The sequence below is a fragment of the Allobosea sp. BE125 genome (genome assembly GCF_031456075.1).
In the GTDB taxonomy this organism is placed as follows: domain Bacteria; phylum Pseudomonadota; class Alphaproteobacteria; order Rhizobiales; family Beijerinckiaceae; genus Allobosea.
The window spans coordinates 1-18,116 of record NZ_JAVDTY010000001.1; the positions used below are offsets into that span (position 1 = coordinate 1).

Sequence of the window (18,116 nt, forward strand, 5' to 3'; positions counted from 1 at the left end):
CCACGCGCTACGATAAGCGAGACGACAACTTCCTCGCCTCAGTCCAACTCGCTTCAATCCGCATCTGGTTGCGAAGTTATGAGTCGGTCACCTAGGGCGCCAATGTGCCAACGGGCAGAGGCGTATCGCAGCAGTTCCCACGACTGGTAGCGGGGTTAAGCCACCACCATCGAATAATGTCTTAGCCTATGGTGGCGAGGCTAACAGAGGTCAGAAGCCCCCTCACAATGCCAGCAAACTCCTCGGCATTGACCGAGAGCGGCTCGCCTTTGCGCCGAATGATGCCGTAGGGTTCCAGCGGGTTGACGATCGTCAGGGGCAGCCGCGCAAGCTCTCCGCGCGCGATGGCTTCCTCGATGATGGTGTGCGGCAGGACAGAGATCATACCGGCGCGGCGCACGAGATGCAGCGTGGCAAAAATCGAGGTGGTCTCGACGATATTGTCGAGCGACGGAAGGCCGGCTTCGGCGAAGGAGCGGTCGATCACCTGCCGCATCGGGCTGGTCTGCTGTTGCAGAACCCACGGATAGGTCTCCATCTCGGCGAGCGAGACCTCGTCGCGTCCGGCGAGCGGGTGGTCGGCCGAGACGAATGCCCAGAGCTTCTCAATCGACAACGGTTCGACATCGAAAATCGCATGATGACGGGATTCAGTCAGCCTGCCGATGACCAGATCGAGTTCGTTTTTCTCCAGTGAACGCAGCAGCTGATCGCTGGTCGTCGTCTGCAGCATGATCGTCATCAGAGGGCGCCTGCGCTTCAGCTCGGCGATGGCCGCAGGCAGAATATCGGGCGCGGTTGCCATGATCGCGCCGATCGACAGCGCGCCATAACCGCCGCGCTGAAGGTTCTTCAGGCCTTTGAGAAAGCGCTCCTGATCGCTGAGTGCCTGCTCGGCATAATCGATCACGAAGGCCCCTATCTCAGTCGCGATCAGGCCCCGCGGCTGCCGCACGAAAATCTGAACGCCGAGGATTTCCTCGATGTCCTGCAACATCTTGCTCGCCGCAGGCTGAGTGACGTTGAGCTCCTCGGCGGCGCGATGGAGCGTGCCCATACGCGCAATGCGAGACACCAGCATCAGGTGCCGGAACCGCAGGCGCGAAAGCAACGGCTGACGCAAGGAGGATATGAACGACATTGCGATAACTAATTGGAATGATGAATGTCAGAAAATTCATTATCCGGTTATGTCACGGCCCGCTATGCCAATCCTTAGGGCCGTGGGCAGGCGATCCTCGATGATCGATATCCGTCATTCGGCCGGCGCTGGAGGGACATCAATGAATCGTCTCGATCTCGAAGGCCGCGTCGCCATCATCACGGGCGGAGCACGAGGTATCGGCTACGCTGCGGCGGAACGGATGCTCCGGTCCGGCGCGGGAGTCAGCCTCTGGGATGTCGATGTCGCAAGGCTGGCGGAAGCCGCTTCTGCGCTTGCGCCGCTCGGACATGTGTCGAGCGCTATCGTGGAGCTGACGGATGAAGCCTCGGTTGCCGGCGCCGTCTCCGCCACCATTGCCGCGCATGGCAGGATCGACATCCTGGTCAACAATGCCGGGATCACCGGCGGCAATGCCAGGCTCTGGGAGCTGGAGCCGGCGACGTGGCGCCGGGTCGTCGATGTCAACCTGATCGGGCCATACCTGACCTGCCGTGCCATCGTTCCACACATGCTGGAGCGCGGTTATGGCCGCATCGTCAACGTCGCCTCGATCGCCGGGAAGGAAGGCAATCCCAATGCGTCGCACTATTCCGCCTCGAAAGCGGGGTTGATCGGCCTGACGAAGTCGCTCGCCAAAGAAGTCGCACAGGCCGGCATCCTGGTGAACTGCATCACGCCGGCCGCTGCGAAGACCGAGATCTTCGACCAGATGAAGCAGGAGCATATCGATTTCATGCTCTCGAAAATCCCGATGAACCGCTTCCTGGAGGTGAGTGAGGCGGCCGCGATGATCGGCTGGCTGGCCTCGGAGGATTGCGCCTTTTCGACGGGGGCGGTCTTCGACATTTCCGGTGGCCGCGCCGTCTACTGACATCGACACCAGGGGCCGCTGACGCGGTCCTTCTGCTGCGCAACCGAACCGCATGCGACGGATCGGAGCGCCCATACGACAGAGCCGCCATCCACAAGGCGGCCAGGACGACCGTCATCCCAGGGAGGGGCATGTCATGCCGACCAGAACCGCAATCGCTACGCCATCCTTGCAGGCCACGACCGCGAAGGTCGTTAAGCGGCTCCTGCCGTTCCTGCTGCTGATGTATATCCTCGCCTTCCTCGACCGGGCCAATGTCGGTTTCGCCAAGAAGGCCTTTCAGGCCGATACCGGCATCAGTGACGCCGCCTTCGCGTTTGGCGCCTCGATCTTCTTCCTGAGCTACGCGCTGTTCGAGGTGCCTTCGAACCTGATCATGCACCGGATCGGTGCCAAGGTCTGGATGGCCCGCATCATGGTCACCTGGGGGCTGATCTCGGCAGCCATGATGTTCGCGCACACCGAGACGACGTTTTATGTCCTGCGGGTGCTCCTTGGCGCCGCGGAAGCCGGCTTCTTCCCCGGTGTAATCCTGTACCTGACCTATTGGATCCCCTCGTTCGGGCGGGCGCGTGCGATGGGGCTGTTCTATTTCGGCGCGCCGCTCGCCTTCATCTTCGGTGGTCCCCTTTCGGGGCTGCTGCTGGAGTTCCACGGCACCGGCGGCCTCCAGGGGTGGCAATGGATGTTCATGGTGGAAGGGTTGCTGGCGGTCGTCGTCGGAGTCTGGGCCTATTTTTATCTCGACAACAAACCACAGGAGGCCGCCTGGCTGTCGGCTTCCGAGAAGGCCGAGCTTTCTGCGGCGATTGCCGCCGAAGAAGGTGCAAAAACCGCCCATGGCCCGACCCAGGTATTGTCGGCGCTGCGCAATCCGCGCGTGCTCTATCTCGCGCTGATCTATTTCGTCATTCAGATGAGCGTCTATGGCGTGGTGTTCTATCTGCCCACGCAGGTCGCGGGCCTGCTCGGCAAGAGCATCGGCTTCGAGGTCGGCGTCGTGACCGCGATCCCCTGGGTCTGTGCGCTTGTCGCGGCCTATTTTCTGCCGCGTCTTGCGGATGCCACGGCCAGGCATCGCCTGATTGCTGCCAGCATTCTCGTGGTGTCGGGACTTGGCATTGCGGCCTCCGTGGCGAGCTCCTCGCCGGCGCTGTCATTGTTTGCATTGTGCTTTGGCGCGGCGGGCTTCATCGCAGTCCAGCCGATCTTCTGGACCTTCCCGACGAGCTATCTCGGCGGTATCGCGGCAGCCGGCGGCATCGCGCTGATCAATGCGCTGGGCGCGCTCGGCGGCTTCGTCGCTCCCAATGTGAAGACCTGGGCCGAAGCCGCCTTCGCATCGCCTGCCGCAGGGCTTTACCTGCTGGCCGGCACGACACTGATCGGTGCCAGCCTTGTCGCGGCGCTCGGTATAGTCGGCCTGCGCAGTGCCATCGCAGCAAGCCCCGCGCGGACATGACCCATTTGCTCGCTACCGCCCCATGCGGCGAGCCTGCGCATGGAGGCTCGAGGAGTTAAACCGATGACGATGCCGACCATCACAGCCATTCGGGCCTTCACAGTCAGAGGCGGCGGGGCGGATTACCATGACCAGAAGGGCGGGCACTGGATCGACGGGCAGATCGCGACGCCGATGTCGCGCTACCCGGATTATCGCCAGACCCGCTCCTCATTCGGCCTCAACGTACTCGGCTCGCTCGTCATCGAGATCGAGGCGAGCGATGGAACGATCGGTTTCGCGGTGACGACAGCGGGAGAAATCGGCGCCTTTGTCGTCGAGAAGCATCTCTCCCGCTTCATCATCGGCCGCAAGGTCACCGATATCGAGGTGATCTGGGACCAGATGTACTTCGCCACACAGTTCTATGGCCGCAAAGGCGTCGTGCTGAATGCTATCTCCGGCGTTGACCTGGCGTTGTGGGATCTGCTCGGCAAGGTTCGGGGTGAGCCTGTGTACCAGTTGCTCGGCGGAGCCGTGCGAGACGAGCTGATCTTCTACGCGACCGGTCCCAGGCCGGATCTCGCCAAGGGGATGGGCTTCATCGGCGGCAAGATGCCGCTCAAGCATGGCCCGATCGAGCGCGAGGATGGGCTGGCTGCCAACATCGCTGCGCTGGCCGCGATGCGCGAAGCGGTTGGCCCCGATTTCTGGCTGATGCTCGATTGCTGGATGGCGCTCGATCTCGACTATGCGACGCGGCTCGCTCATGCTGGCGCAGCTCACGGCCTGAAATGGATTGAGGAAGCGCTCTCGCCCGACGATTACTGGGGCTATGCCGCGCTGAAGAAGGCCGTGCCGCCGGGCATGCTGGTCACGACCGGCGAGCATGAGGCAACTCGCTGGGGCTTTCGCATGCTGCTTGAAATGGGTTGCTGCGACATCATCCAACCGGATGTCGGCTGGTGCGGCGGCATAACCGAACTCATCAAGATCTCAGCGCTCGCAGACGCGCACGGCGCGCTCGTCATCCCGCATGGATCGAGCGTCTACAGCTATCACTTCGTGGCGACGCGCCATAACAGCCCCTTCGCCGAATTCCTGATGATGGCCCCGCAGGCGGATCGGGTTGTGCCGATGTTCAATCCGCTGCTGCTTGGTGAGCCGCTGCCGGAAAACGGCAAGCTCAAGGTGTCGATGCTCGACAAGCCGGGCTTTGGTGTCGAGCTCAATCCGGAGTGCCAGCTTCACCGACGACACGCCGCATGAAGCGCTCAGCATCCAGCGGACGTGTCGAAACAACGCTAGAGGGCCAAGGGAGCAGTCCAAAACGCTTGCCCGGTGTCTCCTCCGCCCATTTTCTCAAACTGGTCGAGGAGCGCGGAAAAATCGGGTTCTGGACATCCGAGTTTGCCACCAACCAGGTGACCATTTCGATCGGCCTCTACCGCATCCTCGGAATCGATCCGTCGATACCCCAGACCTACGCCGATATGATGAAGATGATGCATCCGGACGACCGACCGATGCATGAAGACATGCGCGCAACCGTTCATTCAGGCCAGGCCATCGACCGCCAGTTTCGCATCATTCGACCCGATCGAACCATCAGATGGATCCAGAACAAGGTTGAAGTCATCGTTGATACGGACGGCCGGCCCGTTCGCGCGATCGGGCTGATGGCTGATATCACCGACCAACACGAAGCTCGGCGGACCGTCGCATTCGGTGCGGAACGCTATAAAACATTGGTGGACACGATAGCTCTTGTCGAGTGGCGCGCGAATGGGGATGGAACCACAGACTATGTTCCCGCGTGGGGCGAACTGACGGGGCAGACGAGCGAGCAGGCCTCGGGGCTGGGCTGGCTCGATGCCATCCATCCCGACGACCGTGATGCGACGTTGAAGACCTGGCAGGAAGCCGTATCCCAGCGAAGTAGCTACGCGAGCGATCATCGGATTCGCTGTGCCGATGGTATCTATCGGCACATTCTTGCGCGCGCTGCGCCGGTGCTCGAAGCGGATGGGTGCGTGAGGGAATGGGTTGGAGTGCTCATTGGGGCGCTCGATTTGGAAACCCATCAATCCAGTGGCGCCGATGCGAAGCTGAAGCCGATCGAACGCTTGCAGCCCTCGCAGATCCGCGCCGCACGTGCGTTGCTGCAATGGTCCCTCGATGATCTGACAGAAGCGGCGAAGGTCTCCAAGTCCTCTATTCGCCGCTTGGAGGGCGTGAATGGCGAACACGTCAGGCCATCCATCGTGTCCGCAGTTCGGGCTGCTCTTGAGGCTGCAGGGGTAACATTCCATTCGGATGAGCAAGATTCGGTGGGGGTCTTTCTTCGAGCCCGACCAGCTTCCTGTGGGTAAACTTAGGATCATCGCTTAGGCCGGTATTGGTGTGTTCACCTCTCTGAAACGGGCTTTTCTGAACATTTTATTGTCATTGGAAAGTTTCTGAAACGGTGGCGTTGTGCACTGAGCAATAAGTGCTCAGTGGGGTGTTGTTCGAGCTGAGCAGCGTCCTGGATGGTTAGCGGATCCCTAACAATTTGGCGGTAATTTTTGAGTACAGCATGAGGGGGCCGAAAGGCATCTTCATGAACGCCTGAAACGGGAGATCGGCGCTTGAGTTTCTTCGCTTCGAATGCACAGCTGAAGTTGAACGCGATAGAAAAGTCGCAGGCGATCATCGAATTTGATCTTGCGGGCAAGGTCGTCGACGCAAATCAGAATTTCCTGGATTGCCTCGGCTACAGCCTGAGCGAAATCCGCGGCGAGCATCACAGCATGTTTGTCGACGCCGCCTATCGTACGACCCAGGCATATCGCGCTTTCTGGGATGCGCTGGGCCGCGGCGAGCCTCAGACGGCGGAATATCTGCGTATCGGCAAGGGCGGAAAGCAGATCTGGCTGCAGGCCACATACGCGCCGATTCTCGACCGCGCGGGAAAACCTGCACGGGTGATCAAGTTCGCCACAGACATTACGTCTGCAAAGCAAATCGTCGCCAATTTCGAGGGCCAGGTCGCGGCGATCCGTAAGTCCCAGGCGGTGATCGAGTTCGATCTTGCCGGCAAGGTGCTAGACGCCAACGACAGTTTCTTGAACGCACTCGGATACACGCTCAGTGAGATCAAGGGGCAGCACCACAGCATGTTCGTTGAACCCAAGGAGCGCGAGGGCCAGGCCTACCGCCGCTTCTGGGAAAAGCTCGGGCGCGGTGAATATGATGACGGGCAATATCTGCGCATCGGCAAGAGCGGGCGGAAAGTCTGGATTCAGGCGAGCTACAACCCGATCCTCGACGCGCTCGGCAACCCCTACAAAGTCGTGAAATACGCTACCGACATCACCGCCAACACGCTCGCGCAGGCGGCATTGCGGCAGGCTGTTGAAGAGACGCAAGCGGTCATCGCCACCGCGAAGGGGAAAGACCTGACCAAACGGATCTCGCTGGAGGGCAAGACCGGTGAGATCGGCGAACTGTGCTCCGGCGTCAACGAATTGCTTGGCTCTGTCGCCGACATCGTTCGCACCGTCGGTGACATCTCGGCGCGTATCACCGTCGGCTCGACGCGGATCAGCACGGACAGCCGCGACCTAGCGCAGCGCACCGAAGAACAGGCATCGAGCCTGGAAGAGACGGCTGCGACGACCGAGGAACTGGCGGCTTCGGTCAAGCAAAGCTCGGAGCGGGCGCGCGAAGCGACGAACCTCGGTGCCAAGGCCAACGAAGTGGCCAATCGAGGTGGTGCGATCGTCACCCAAGCAGTTACGGCGATGGAGCGTATCGAAAAGGCCTCGAGCGATATTTCCGACATCATCCGGGTGATCGACGACATCGCTTTCCAGACCAATCTGCTCGCTCTCAACGCCGCCGTGGAAGCAGCTCGCGCTGGCGACGCCGGCAAGGGCTTCGCGGTCGTGGCATCCGAGGTCCGCACTCTTGCTCAGCGCTCTGGCGAAGCGGCCAAGGATATCTCGAATTTGATCACCAACTCGACTCAGCAAGTCGCCAATGGCGTCAAGCTGGTCAAGGATGCAGGTTCTGCACTGTCGGAAATCGTCCAGTCCTCGACCAGCGTCGCTTCCGCTCTGGGTGATATCTCCAGTGCTTCGCACGAGCAGGCGAACGGCATCGAAGAGGTCGCCAAGGTCGTCGCCCATATGGATGAGATGACCCAGCAGAACTCCCTCATGGCTGAGCAGAGCGCTGGGGTCGCGCAGGAACTTCAGCGCGCCACGAACGCGCTCGAACAGATGGTGGCAGGCTTTAAGATCGATGCGGACGTCAGCCGCGATCTGGCGGCGAGCGTGGTAGCCGAGATCCGGCAAGTCGCACCGCAGATGACGCGCCCGACTGGCGCTTCCGCGCCGCGCCCCCTCCTGCGCGCGGCGGGCGGCTCGACGGGCGGGTGGTCCGAGTTCTGATAGCCCCGTTCACAAGCACATTTGAAGCGGCATCAACCTCGCACGCGCCAATCCGGATCGGAGATCGAACGCGAACGAAATTCAATTGCACAGCAAACTTCAAACCAGAAATGCCGCCAGATGGCGGTCATGTTACCTCAATCGCGATCCGTTCGTTTGGCGAAGTGGGGTTTGGCCGATCCCACTCTAAGCAACAGTGAGCGAGCCGGACCGTCGAGTCCCGCTGGCTCACTTCCGGCGTCTTGACTATTCGGCGCCGGATCGGGGCGACCACATGCCCCTGACCGCCGACGACACGGATTTGCGAGAGCGGCATCGAGGCGGCCGCCGCTCGCTGTTAGGCTGCGGTACCTCGACGCCCATCCGCATCGGCGCCGGTTTGCCGTCGCGATAGGGGGCGGCAAGATCCTCGTCCGGCTGTGAGACAGGCTCAAACGTCGTGAGATTCGACACTCTCGTCGGCGAGCGGGTGCAGGTCGCGGACCATGCTTTTCAGCCGCTCATCGAGGACATGGGTGTAGATCTGGGTGGTGGCGATATCGGCATGGCCGAGCAATTCCTGCACGACGCGCAGATCGGCGCCGTTCTGCAGGAGATGACTGGCGAAGGCGTGACGCAGCACGTGCGGGCTCAGGGCGGCGGGTGAAAGTCCTGCCGCCGCAGTCAGCGATTTGAGGTCGCGGGCGAAGGCCTGGCGGGTCAGATGCCCGCTTTCGCCATCGGAGGGAAAGAGCCAGCGGCTGTCGGCCCCGCCCGCCTGGCGCAGCGCCTCGAGATAGACGAGCCCCGCCTCGCGCGCGGCCTCGTTCAATGGCACCAGCCGGTCCTTGTCGCCCTTGCCGCGCACCACCAGAAAGCGTTCGCGCGTGGTCGCAGCCGAGAGCGGCAATGCGATCAGCTCCGAGACGCGCAGGCCCGTGGCGTAGAGCAATTCGATCAGGCAGCGCATGCGCAGCGCCTTCAGCCGGGCGAGCTTCGACAATCCGTCGCGCTCGCTCGCCAGGCGCGCTGTTTCGATCAGCCGGTCGACATCGGCGACAGAGACCACTTTCGGCAGAGGGCGGCCCTGCCTTGGACCCTCGATGGCGGCCGAAGGATCGTTGGGCGAGAGCCCCTCGGTGTAGAGAAAGCGATGGAACTGGCGCACGGCCGAGAGCTTGCGCGCAGCCGAGGACGCCTTGAGGCCGCGCGCGGCGATGTCGCCGAGCCAGCCGCGGATATCGTCTGCGGCAAGATCGCCCAGCGCCTTGCCGCCGAGCCATTCCAGGTAGTCGTCGATGTCGCGCTCATAGGCTTCCAGCGTGTTGCGGGCCGCGCCGCGCTCGGCCGCCAGCATGTCGAGGAAGGCCTTCAGCCTTGCGCGCGCCTCGCGGCTCATCGCGGCTGCAGCTTGGCTGGCGGCACGATCTCGATGATCTCGCGCGGTTCGGGCTGGACGAAGCTCACCAGCGCGACCATGCCGCCGAAGACCAGCCCGCCGAGAATGGCGAGAAAGGCGACGAATCTGAACAGCGTCGGCACGGTGTGGCGACCCCCGAGGTTCTGGCCCGGAATCGGGACTTGTCGGTTATTCCCGAAGCGGCGGGGAAGGCGCAAGGGCCGGTGCGAGACTGCGGGGAAGGCAAGGCTTCGTGAGGGCATGACGACGCGTGATCGCTCATGCTAAACGGGCGTTGAGGAAATGCCACAATGATGATTGTCGAGACGCTCGACCAACGAGATAGCAAGGGTCTACGTGTGGATCGTGAAGATTTGCGCGCGGCATTGGGCCAGCGCGCGATCGTACTCGTCGGCATGATGGGCTCGGGCAAGAGTGCGGTCGGCCGACGGCTGGCCACGCGGATCGGTTTGCCCTTCGTCGATGCCGATACCGAGATCGAAACGGCGGCGGGCATGAGCATCCCCGAGATCTTCGCCCAGCGTGGCGAAACCGAGTTCCGCGACGGCGAGCGGCGGGTGATCGGCCGTATCCTGACCACGCGCGCGCCGCTCGTGCTGGCGACGGGCGGCGGCGCCTATATGAACGCCGAGACGCGCGAGCGCATCGCCAAGCTCGGTATCTCGGTCTGGCTCAAGGCCGAGCCTGAGGTGCTGATGCGCCGCGTCCGCAAGCGCTCGAACCGGCCGCTGCTGCAGACCGCCGACCCCGATGCGACGCTGCGCCGGATGCTGACCGAGCGCGAACCGGTCTATGCGCTGGCCGATCTCACCTTGATCTCGCGCGACGATCCCCTCGACGTCGTGGTCGAGGATGTCGTCGCGGCACTCGGTCAGCATCTGCGGCAGCCGCCATCCGGGTCGCAAGAGTCTTGTGGGTCGCAAGAAACTCGTGGGTCGCAAGAGTCATGACTATTCCAGCTCAAGAAGATCCGGGTGGGCGGATCATCGTTCCGGTCGCGCTCGAAGGCCGCTCCTACGATATCCATATCGGCCGCCACCAGCTTTGCGAGGCGGCCGCCCTGATCGCGCAGCTCGCGCCGGGCGCGAAGGCTGCGCTGGTGACGGACGCGCATGTCGCGGAATTGCATGCGCCGGCCTTCGAGGCCTGTCTTCACCAGGAGGGGATCGCGGCGACCCGCATCGTGATCCCGCCGGGCGAAGCCTCGAAATCCTATGCGAGGCTGATCGAGCTCTGCGATGCGCTGCTGGCGGCCAAGATCGAGCGCCAGGATCTCGTCATCGCGCTTGGCGGCGGCGTCGTCGGCGATCTCACCGGCTTTGCGGCTGCGGTGCTGCGGCGCGGCGTGCGCTTCATCCAGATTCCGACGAGCCTGCTGGCCCAGGTCGATTCCTCCGTCGGCGGCAAGACCGGGATCAACTCCACGCATGGCAAGAACCTGATCGGCGCCTTCCACCAGCCCGCGCTGGTCATCGCCGATACCGCATTGCTCGACACGCTGAGCGAGCGCGAGTTCAAGGCCGGCTATGCCGAGGTGGTGAAATACGGGCTGATCGACGATGCCGGCTTCTTCGACTGGTGCGAGATCAACTGGAGCCGGATCATCACCGGCGGGCCCGAGCGCGACCACGCGGTGGCGGTCGCCTGCCGGGCCAAGGCCGCGATCGTCGCCCGTGACGAGCGCGAGGAGGGGGACCGGGCGCTGCTCAATCTCGGCCATACCTTCGCGCATGCGCTGGAGCGATTGACGAACTACGATTCGACGCGTCTCGTCCATGGCGAGGCGGTTGCGATCGGGCTTGCGCTCGCTTTCCGCTTCTCGCAGCGCCTGGGGTTGTGCTCCGGCCAGGACGCGGTCCGCGTCGCCCGCCATCTCGGCCAGGTCGGGCTCCCGACCCGGCTCCAGCAGGTGCCGGGCGGAGCAGGCAGCGCAGACGAGATCGTGACGGCGATGGCGCAGGACAAGAAGGTCAAGCGCGGCGCCATGACCTTCATCCTGGCGCATGGCATCGGCAAAAGCTTCATCGCGCCGGGCGTTGCGGCCGCGGAGGTCAAGGCGTTCATCGAGACCGAGCTTTCGGTGAACGGCAAGGCGGCCTGAGCGATCGATTCAGCTGAGCTTGGCCAGCACCTGCGTCGCTTTGTAGCCCTCGGGCACGCCGTCGACCAACATGGTGACGCTTGTCGAATTCCTCGTCCTCAACGGCAGGATTTCCCGGTAGGCGGGCGAAGCGTACCAGCCGCGCGCTGCCTCCATGTCGGGAAAAGCGATCATGACGAGGTCGCCTGGCCAGGGCCCTTCGACGATCTCCGGCGTGGCGCCGTGAATGAGGAAATGTCCGCTGAAAGGCGCAAGCGTCGCGTCGATCCTCTGGATATAGTCGACGATCTCCGCTCCCAGTTCGACATTGCGCAGATGGCAGATGGCGTAGGCTGTCATGGTCGTCTCCCTGTCAGGGCCGGAACGGCCGGTCTCTACCGGCGACGTTGCCGTGTCGAGGGCGCAGGGTCGATTACCTCTCAGGTCATCGCGGAGCTGCTTATGGGCTGAACACCAGCACCAAAAACACGAAGAACACCGCGAGATGCACCGCGCCCTCCAGCATCGTCGTGCGCGTGCCGGTGAAGGTCAGCGTCGAGAGCAGCAGCGTCATCGCCAGGATGACCATATTGGTTCCCGACAAGCCGAGCACGACCTCCTGTCCCGTCAACAGGCCGATCGCGAGCACGGCCGGCACGGTCAGGCCGAGCGTCGAGGCCGCCGCGCCGAGGCACAGATTGATCGCGCGCTGGAGCTGGTTGGCACTGATCGCCCGCAGCGCCGCGATGCATTCCGGCGTGAACACGACCATGGCGATCAGGATACCGCCGAGCGCGACGGGAGCACCGAGTTTGATGATGCCGAAATCCAGCACCGCCGCGAGGCTCTTCGCCAGGATGACGATCGGCAGGATGTTGGCGAGCAGCAGGACAACATGCGTCGCGGTCGCGCCGCCTGGATCGTCATGGCCGTGGTCGTTCTCGCTGGGCTCGTCATCGCCGGGCATGGCGGTACGAGGCAGCGGCGCCTGCTCGCGCGTCGGCTCCTGGAAAAAGGAGCGGTGGCGCCCGGTCTGGAGCACGAGGAAGGCGCCGTAGAGCGTGATGGTGAACAGCGAGAAAGAGACCGATTGCAGCGTCGTCAGCGTGCCGTTGCTGGTCGATGTCGTGAAATTCGGCAGCACAAGCGGGATCACGGTCAGGGGAATGATCACCGCGAGATAAGAAGACGCGCCTTTCAGATTGTAGCTCTGCGCGAAATGGCGTCGGCCGCCCACCAGCAGGCCGATGCCGACCACACCGTTGAGCACGATCATCAGCACCGCGAACATGGTGTCGCGCCCCAGCGTCGGCGCGCCCTTGGCCCCAAGCATCACAGCCGAGATCAGCGCCACCTCGATGATCACGATCGAGAGCGTCAGGATCAGCGTCCCGAAAGGCTCGCCGAGCCGACCGGCCAGGATCTCCGCCTCGTGAACCACACCGAACGCCGCCCAGATGATGATCCCCAGCAGCCACAGGAAGATCGCTGCAGACGCCAGCGGCGCGCCGAGCTGGCCGAGCAGGCCGCCTCCGAAGAGCAGGAAAGCGGCAACGGTTGCCCAGGCGCAGGCGAGGCGGAGGATCATGGTGTTCAAGGGGCCGTCCCGAAATGATTGGTTTGAAAAGGGCGTGCGCAAACTGGCCGCCAGGGCAACCTGACTCAGCTTACCGCATTAGGACGGCGTTTTGCTCGCCTGATTGCTGCACCGAGAACGATGCAAGATCGAGGCGAGGCGTTCGCCTCAATCGAATGTGATCTTGGCCGCCAGCGGGCTCGTAGCCTCTTCCGCCAATGCCGCCGGCTTGTCGGTGACGAGGTATTGAGCCCGCGCCAGCGCGGCGAAACGTCCGCCCTTGGCGACGAGCTCCTCGAAGGAGCCCATCTCGATGACCTGGCCCTGCTCGAAGACCAGGATGCGGTCGGCATTGCGGATGGTCGCGAGGCGGTGGGCGATGACGAAGGTGGTGCGCCCTTTCATCACCTCTTCCAGCGCCTTCTGCAGCTTGACCTCGGTTGCGGCGTCGAGTGCCGAGGTCGCCTCGTCGAGGATCAGGATCGGTGGGTCCTTGAGCAAGGCGCGTGCGATCGAGAGGCGCTGGCGCTCGCCGCCCGAGAGGGTCCGCCCACGCTCGCCGACGAGGGTGTCGAGCCCGTCGGTCTGGCGCGCCATCACTTCGGTCGCCTGCGCGCGATCGAGCGCCTCCATCATCTCGGCGTCGGTTGCGTCGGGCTTGCCGACGGTGAGGTTCTCGCGGATCGAGCGTGCGAACAGCATCGGTTCCTGGAATACGACCCCGATATTGCGGCGCAGCGACAGAAGGGAGATCTCGCGGATGTCGAGACCATCGACGGTGATGCGGCCCGATTGTGGGTCGAAGGCCCTGTGCAGCAGGCCCAGCGTGGTCGATTTGCCCGAGCCGGTCGAGCCGACGATGGCGATGGTCTCACCGGGCTTCACCGCAAAGGAGACGTCCTGCACGGCGGCGCGCTTGCCGTCATAGGAGAAGGACACGTCCTCGAAGGCGACCGCGCCCGACAAGCGCCCGGCATCCTTGGCGCTGGGCAGGTCGCGCACGGCGGGCAGCGTGTCCAGCACCTCGAAGAATTCGCGCATCTTCGGCGCCTGCATGAAGATGAAGTTCACGAAGGCGACGATCTGCTCGAGGCGGCCGACCAGCATGGTGGCGAAGCCCATGAAGGTGACGATCTCGCCGACGGTCGTCAGCCCCTGCATCAAGAGCCAGGCGCCTACGACGAAGATCGCGAGCACGGTCAGCGTTGCCGAGGCGCGCGTCGCCACCGTGGCGATCGCCCACCAGGACAGGACCGGGAGCTGGGCTTCCAGCAGGCTCGCGATGGTCGAGCGCAAGCCGCGCACCTCGGCCTCGATGCGGGTGAAGCTCTGGATCACCGGCACATTGCCAAGCGCGTCCGAGGCGCGTTCGGCGAGGTTCGAGTGATAGGCCTCGACATTGCTCTGCAATTTATCGGTCTTGCGCAGCACATAAGCGGTCAGCGCCCCGAAGAGCACGACGAGCGATATCAGCAGCAGGCCGAGCTGCCAGTTCTTCCATAGCGTGAAGGGCAGCAGGATGAAGAGCGCGACGAGGCTGGCGCAATGCTCGCGGAAGAAGGACAGCCAGAGCGCCCACATGCCGCTGGTACCGTCGAGCATCACCTTGAGCACGCGGCCGGAATGGGTCTGGGTGTGGTAGGCGAGCGGCAGTGTCAGCGCGTGCTCGAAATAGTTCGCCATCACGGCGAGCCGACGGCGATGGGCGAGCCGGTCGGAATGCAGCGAGACGAAAACGCTGGCCGCGATGGTGAACAGGCCGAAGCCGACCCAGGCCAGGATCAAGGCGTTGAGATCGCTCCAGGCGAGACGCTGGCCGGCGCCCTGCACGACTGACAGCTTGTCGATCAGCGCGCCAAACAGCATCGGCTCGGCGAAAGCTGCCGCCGCGAGCAGGACATTGGCGAGCGCCAGGATCAGGCCAAGCCGCTTTTCGGGACCGAGCTCGCCGAGCACGCGAGTATAGATTGCAAACAGAGACATGCTCAGAGCTTTAACTGACATGGCGAAGTGAGCAAGGCCTCAACCTTAACGCTTCGTTCAATGGCCGCCTTCTAAGGTTTTTGCGCTGCAGAAGCGGGGCCGCTTCGCGCGGCGCGCATCGGCCGGATCGAGGTGGTTTCCATGGATATCGCAACTGGCGTCGGCATCCTCGCCGGTATCGCCACGATCTGCTCGCTGATCATCATCGATGGCGGCAACTTCGCTGCCTATTACGACAAGCACGCCATGATCATCATCTTCGGCGGCGCTACCGCGGCCACCATGGTGCGGTTCCCGTTCTCGGTGATCGCGCATGGCCTGCCGATGGGCCTGCGCTTCGCCTTCACCCTGCGTTCGGTCAATCCGCGCGAGCTGATCGAGGAGATCACCCGCGTCGCCGAGATCGCCCGCAAGAGCGGGCCGGTGGCTCTGGAAAGCGTCCAGGTTTCCGACACGTTCCTGGCGCAGGGGCTGCGCTATATCGCCGACGGCTACGACAAGGATTTCATCCGCGACACGATGGAGCGCGACCGCGACAACTTCCTGCAACGGCTCGATGAAGGCTCGAAGGTCTATCGCGCCATCGGCGACTGCGCCCCGGCCTGGGGCATGGTCGGCACCATCATCGGCATGGTCTCGATGTTCGCCAATATGAGCGATCCGTCCAAGCTTGGCCCGGCGATGGCGACAGCCTTGCTCGCCACGCTCTACGGCGCGCTGGTGGCCAACATGATCACCCTGCCGATCGCCGACAAGCTGCATATCAAGCTCGAGGAGGAGGAGATCTCGCGCACGCTGATCATCGACGGCGTGCTCCAGATGCGCGACGCCAAGAGCGCGACGCTGGTGCGCGAAATGCTGCTCGCCTATCTGCCCGACCATCATCGGGCGGAGATGGCGGAAGCGGCGTGAACGGGACCTGAGCCGTGGCGAAGAAGAAGCGCGGAGCTCATGGCGGTCACGGCTGGTTCGTGACCTTCGCCGATCTGATGGCCCTGCTGATGGCGTTCTTCGTCATGGTTGCGGCCTATTCGAGCCAGGACAAAAACAAGATGCAGATCGTCGCGGGCTCGATGCGCGAGGCCTTCGGCACGCAGAAGGACATGCGGCTGGCCGGCATCGTCGAAGTCGACGGCATCCCGACCAAGACCCATATCAAGAACGCCTATATCCGGCCGCTGGAGGATGCTTCCGACACCACCGCGCCCAACCACAACCAGCAGAAGGAAGACGGGCTGATCTCGGCGACATATGACCGGGGCTTCGCGCTCGCCGCCGCCTCGCTGCGCCAGGCCCTGCGCGAGATGCCGGAAATCGCGGAAGTCTCGCGCAACATCCTGGTCGAGGTCTCGGAATCCGGCATCGATATCCAGTTGGTCGATCAGGATGGCCGCTCCATGTTCGCGGAAGGCTCGAGCCAGCCCAATGAGCGCATGCGCAAGGTGCTTGCGGCGGTGGCACCCTCGCTGAGGCGCTTGCCCAACAAGATCACGCTGACCGGTCATACCGCGACGCCGCGTCCAGGCCAGTCGCCGGAGGGCGATCCCTGGACCTTGTCGGTCGGCCGCGCGGCGGCGGTGCGCGAGATCCTGGCCAATGCCGGCGTGCCCAATGAGCGCTTCGCCTCGGTCTCCGGCAAGGGCGATACCGATCCGCTGATCAAGGACAACCCCTATCTCGCTTTCAACCGCCGAGTCGGCATCGTGCTGAAGGCGGATGCGCCGCCCTTGCCGTTCGGGGCGAAGCCGTAGAGGCTCGCGCACGGACAGCGTGCGGGTCATGATGCGGCGATGAAGCTCGCTTGGGCGACGAAACTCTCCTGGCGGCTTGGCTGGCTCGGCTGTCTACTCTTGCTCGCGCTTGCGCCCGCCAAGGCCGGCGAGGCGTTGCCGGACGGCTTCATCCGCCTGCGCGAGATCGCGCCCGGGATACGCCAGGACATCCGCTACGCATCCGCCTTCAACTTCACCGGGGCAGCTGTCACCGGCTATGGCCGTGCCGATTGCGTGCTGACCCAGGCGGCGGGGCAGGCCCTGATCCGCGTCGAGGCGCGGCTGGGCACGTCCGGCTATGCGCTGAAACTGTTCGATTGCTACCGGCCGGCGCGGGCGGTCCGGGCCTTTCTGGCCTGGGCGCAGGATGCGAAGGCGAGCGATCTCGGGCGGGTCTTCCATCCGGATGTTTCCAAGGACACGCTGGTCGCGCGCGGCTTCATCGCCTCGGTGTCGAGCCATTCGCGCGGATCGACCGTCGATGTCGGCCTCGTCAGCCGTGTTGAGCCTGCCTTGCCGACGCCCGCAGGTGGCGGGCGTTGCGATGGCCCCCTCCAGCAGCGCCCACAGGAAACGAGCCTCGATCTTGGGACGAGCTTCGACTGCTTTTCGGCAAAGAGCGCCGGCCGCGATCCCTCCGTCGGCCCAGATGCGCTCAGGCACAGGACGATCCTGCGAGAAGCGATGAAGGCCGAGGGGTTTCGCGGCTATGGCCGCGAATGGTGGCACTTCACCCTGGCGAACGAACCCTTTCCGAAGACGATCTTCGATTTCGCGATCGAATGACCAGGGCAGGACGCGAAAAAGCGGCAACCGGTTCTTCGCATCGATCCGGCTCCAGGCACGCGCATCTCTCGCTCTCGTTCAGGGCGCGAGGATCAGCGCCCAGTAGACCTGATATTTCGAGCCCGGCGCATAGCCGGTCGCGATACCCATGCGGGTCGCGCCCGGCGTCTTCATGACGCGGTCGTGCTGGGGCGAATCGCGCCAGCCGGAGAAGGCTTCCGCCAGCCGGCGATAGCCGGCCGAGAGATTGGCTTCCGCCCCCTCCTGTCCGGCACGGGCGAGGCGCGCCTTCACGGCTTCCGCCTGGGCCGGCTTGTCGGCGGCCGCCATCGCGCTCGCCTCTTCCTGGGCTGCGGCGTTGAGGGCCGGGTCGAGCGTCAGCGCGTTCAGCCCGGCATTCATCCGATAGGCCGAAATCATGGCGCGCGCCTCGCCGGCGTCGACGCGGGCCGAGGCCGAGCCGAGATCGCGGTAGAAGGCCGGCTGACTGGTGCGGGGGGCTTCCGTACAGCCGGCGAGGTTCAGGATCGCGAGCGCGCCGGCGAGCAAGGCAGGACATGTCACGGCGAGAGCTTTCCGCTCGCCGCGTGGGAAACAAAACATCGCA

General features: G+C 63.8%; 17 protein-coding genes. 10 read left to right on the top strand and 7 right to left on the bottom strand.

Annotation, left to right across the window (positions count from 1 at the left end; translation table 11 throughout):
- Positions 1-181 precede the first annotated feature (181 nt).
- Positions 182-1,141 (bottom strand): LysR family transcriptional regulator, encoded by a 960-nt coding sequence (locus J2Y55_RS00010; RefSeq protein WP_310146346.1) that lies wholly within the window; start codon positions 1,139-1,141, stop codon positions 182-184.
- 142 nt (positions 1,142-1,283) lie between these two features.
- Here J2Y55_RS00010 and J2Y55_RS00015 point away from each other — a divergent pair, with 142 nt between their 5' ends.
- From J2Y55_RS00015 to J2Y55_RS00035, 5 genes are all read left to right on the top strand, one after another.
- The gene (locus J2Y55_RS00015) at positions 1,284-2,036 is read left to right on the top strand and encodes an SDR family NAD(P)-dependent oxidoreductase (protein ID WP_310148597.1); all 753 of its coding nucleotides are present in this window, start codon (positions 1,284-1,286) and stop codon (positions 2,034-2,036) included.
- A gap of 136 nt (positions 2,037-2,172) precedes the next feature.
- Complete coding sequence (locus J2Y55_RS00020) at positions 2,173-3,498, top strand: MFS transporter (protein ID WP_310146348.1); 1,326 nt, start codon at positions 2,173-2,175, stop codon at positions 3,496-3,498.
- A 63-nt stretch (positions 3,499-3,561) separates the two neighbouring features.
- Positions 3,562-4,746, top strand: coding sequence for an L-rhamnonate dehydratase (rhmD, locus tag J2Y55_RS00025; RefSeq protein ID WP_310146350.1), 1,185 nt, complete (start codon positions 3,562-3,564; stop codon positions 4,744-4,746).
- Positions 4,743-5,849 carry a PAS domain-containing protein gene (locus J2Y55_RS00030; protein WP_310146352.1) on the top strand — a complete coding sequence of 369 codons (1,107 nt, stop codon included), beginning with the start codon at positions 4,743-4,745 and terminating at the stop codon, positions 5,847-5,849. The genes rhmD and J2Y55_RS00030 overlap by 4 nt, the downstream gene beginning before the upstream one ends.
- Positions 5,850-6,107: 258 nt before the next feature.
- Entirely contained in the window at positions 6,108-7,913 is a 1,806-nt protein-coding gene (locus J2Y55_RS00035; protein ID WP_310146354.1) for a methyl-accepting chemotaxis protein, read from the top strand.
- 430 nt (positions 7,914-8,343) lie between these two features.
- On the opposite strand, the gene J2Y55_RS00040 is transcribed toward J2Y55_RS00035, so the two are convergent.
- Both J2Y55_RS00040 and J2Y55_RS00045 read right to left on the bottom strand, forming a co-directional pair.
- The gene (locus tag J2Y55_RS00040) at positions 8,344-9,291 is read right to left on the bottom strand and encodes a site-specific tyrosine recombinase XerD (protein ID WP_310146356.1); all 948 of its coding nucleotides are present in this window, start codon (positions 9,289-9,291) and stop codon (positions 8,344-8,346) included.
- Positions 9,288-9,434 (bottom strand): histidine kinase, encoded by a 147-nt coding sequence (locus J2Y55_RS00045; RefSeq protein ID WP_310146358.1) that lies wholly within the window; start codon positions 9,432-9,434, stop codon positions 9,288-9,290. The genes J2Y55_RS00040 and J2Y55_RS00045 overlap by 4 nt, the downstream gene beginning before the upstream one ends.
- A 273-nt stretch (positions 9,435-9,707) precedes the next feature.
- Here J2Y55_RS00045 and J2Y55_RS00050 point away from each other — a divergent pair, with 273 nt between their 5' ends.
- Positions 9,708-10,262 (top strand): shikimate kinase, encoded by a 555-nt coding sequence (locus tag J2Y55_RS00050; protein ID WP_310148600.1) that lies wholly within the window; start codon positions 9,708-9,710, stop codon positions 10,260-10,262.
- On the top strand, positions 10,259-11,413 hold the full coding sequence (aroB, locus tag J2Y55_RS00055) for a 3-dehydroquinate synthase (protein ID WP_310146360.1): 1,155 nt from the start codon (positions 10,259-10,261) through the stop codon (positions 11,411-11,413). Before J2Y55_RS00050 ends, aroB begins: the two co-directional genes overlap by 4 nt.
- A gap of 9 nt (positions 11,414-11,422) precedes the next feature.
- Here the strand turns inward: aroB and J2Y55_RS00060 are convergent, their stop codons facing one another.
- The 3 genes from J2Y55_RS00060 to J2Y55_RS00070 all read right to left on the bottom strand — a co-directional run bounded on the left by J2Y55_RS00060 (position 11,423) and on the right by J2Y55_RS00070 (position 14,951).
- Complete coding sequence (locus tag J2Y55_RS00060) at positions 11,423-11,752, bottom strand: DUF1330 domain-containing protein (RefSeq protein WP_310146362.1); 330 nt, start codon at positions 11,750-11,752, stop codon at positions 11,423-11,425.
- Positions 11,753-11,852: 100 nt separating this feature from the next.
- Entirely contained in the window at positions 11,853-12,980 is a 1,128-nt protein-coding gene (locus J2Y55_RS00065) for a calcium:cation antiporter (RefSeq protein WP_310148604.1), read from the bottom strand.
- A gap of 156 nt (positions 12,981-13,136) precedes the next feature.
- Positions 13,137-14,951: a glucan ABC transporter ATP-binding protein/ permease gene (locus J2Y55_RS00070; protein ID WP_310146364.1), complete on the bottom strand. Its 1,815-nt coding sequence runs from the start codon at positions 14,949-14,951 to the stop codon at positions 13,137-13,139.
- 141 nt (positions 14,952-15,092) lie between these two features.
- Here J2Y55_RS00070 and J2Y55_RS00075 point away from each other — a divergent pair, with 141 nt between their 5' ends.
- From J2Y55_RS00075 to J2Y55_RS00085, 3 genes are read left to right on the top strand one after another with little or no spacing between them, the layout of a single operon-like run.
- The gene (locus tag J2Y55_RS00075) at positions 15,093-15,863 is read left to right on the top strand and encodes a motility protein A (RefSeq protein ID WP_310146367.1); all 771 of its coding nucleotides are present in this window, start codon (positions 15,093-15,095) and stop codon (positions 15,861-15,863) included.
- A gap of 14 nt (positions 15,864-15,877) precedes the next feature.
- Positions 15,878-16,702 (top strand): OmpA/MotB family protein, encoded by an 825-nt coding sequence (locus J2Y55_RS00080; protein ID WP_310146369.1) that lies wholly within the window; start codon positions 15,878-15,880, stop codon positions 16,700-16,702.
- Between the two features lie 39 nt (positions 16,703-16,741).
- Positions 16,742-17,509, top strand: a complete 768-nt coding sequence (locus J2Y55_RS00085) for a M15 family metallopeptidase (RefSeq protein ID WP_310146371.1) — start codon at positions 16,742-16,744, stop codon at positions 17,507-17,509.
- Between the two features lie 78 nt (positions 17,510-17,587).
- Here J2Y55_RS00085 and J2Y55_RS00090 read toward each other — a convergent pair whose 3' ends face one another.
- On the bottom strand, positions 17,588-18,112 hold the full coding sequence (locus J2Y55_RS00090; RefSeq protein ID WP_404978779.1) for a CAP domain-containing protein: 525 nt from the start codon (positions 18,110-18,112) through the stop codon (positions 17,588-17,590).
- Positions 18,113-18,116: the final 4 nt, after the last annotated feature.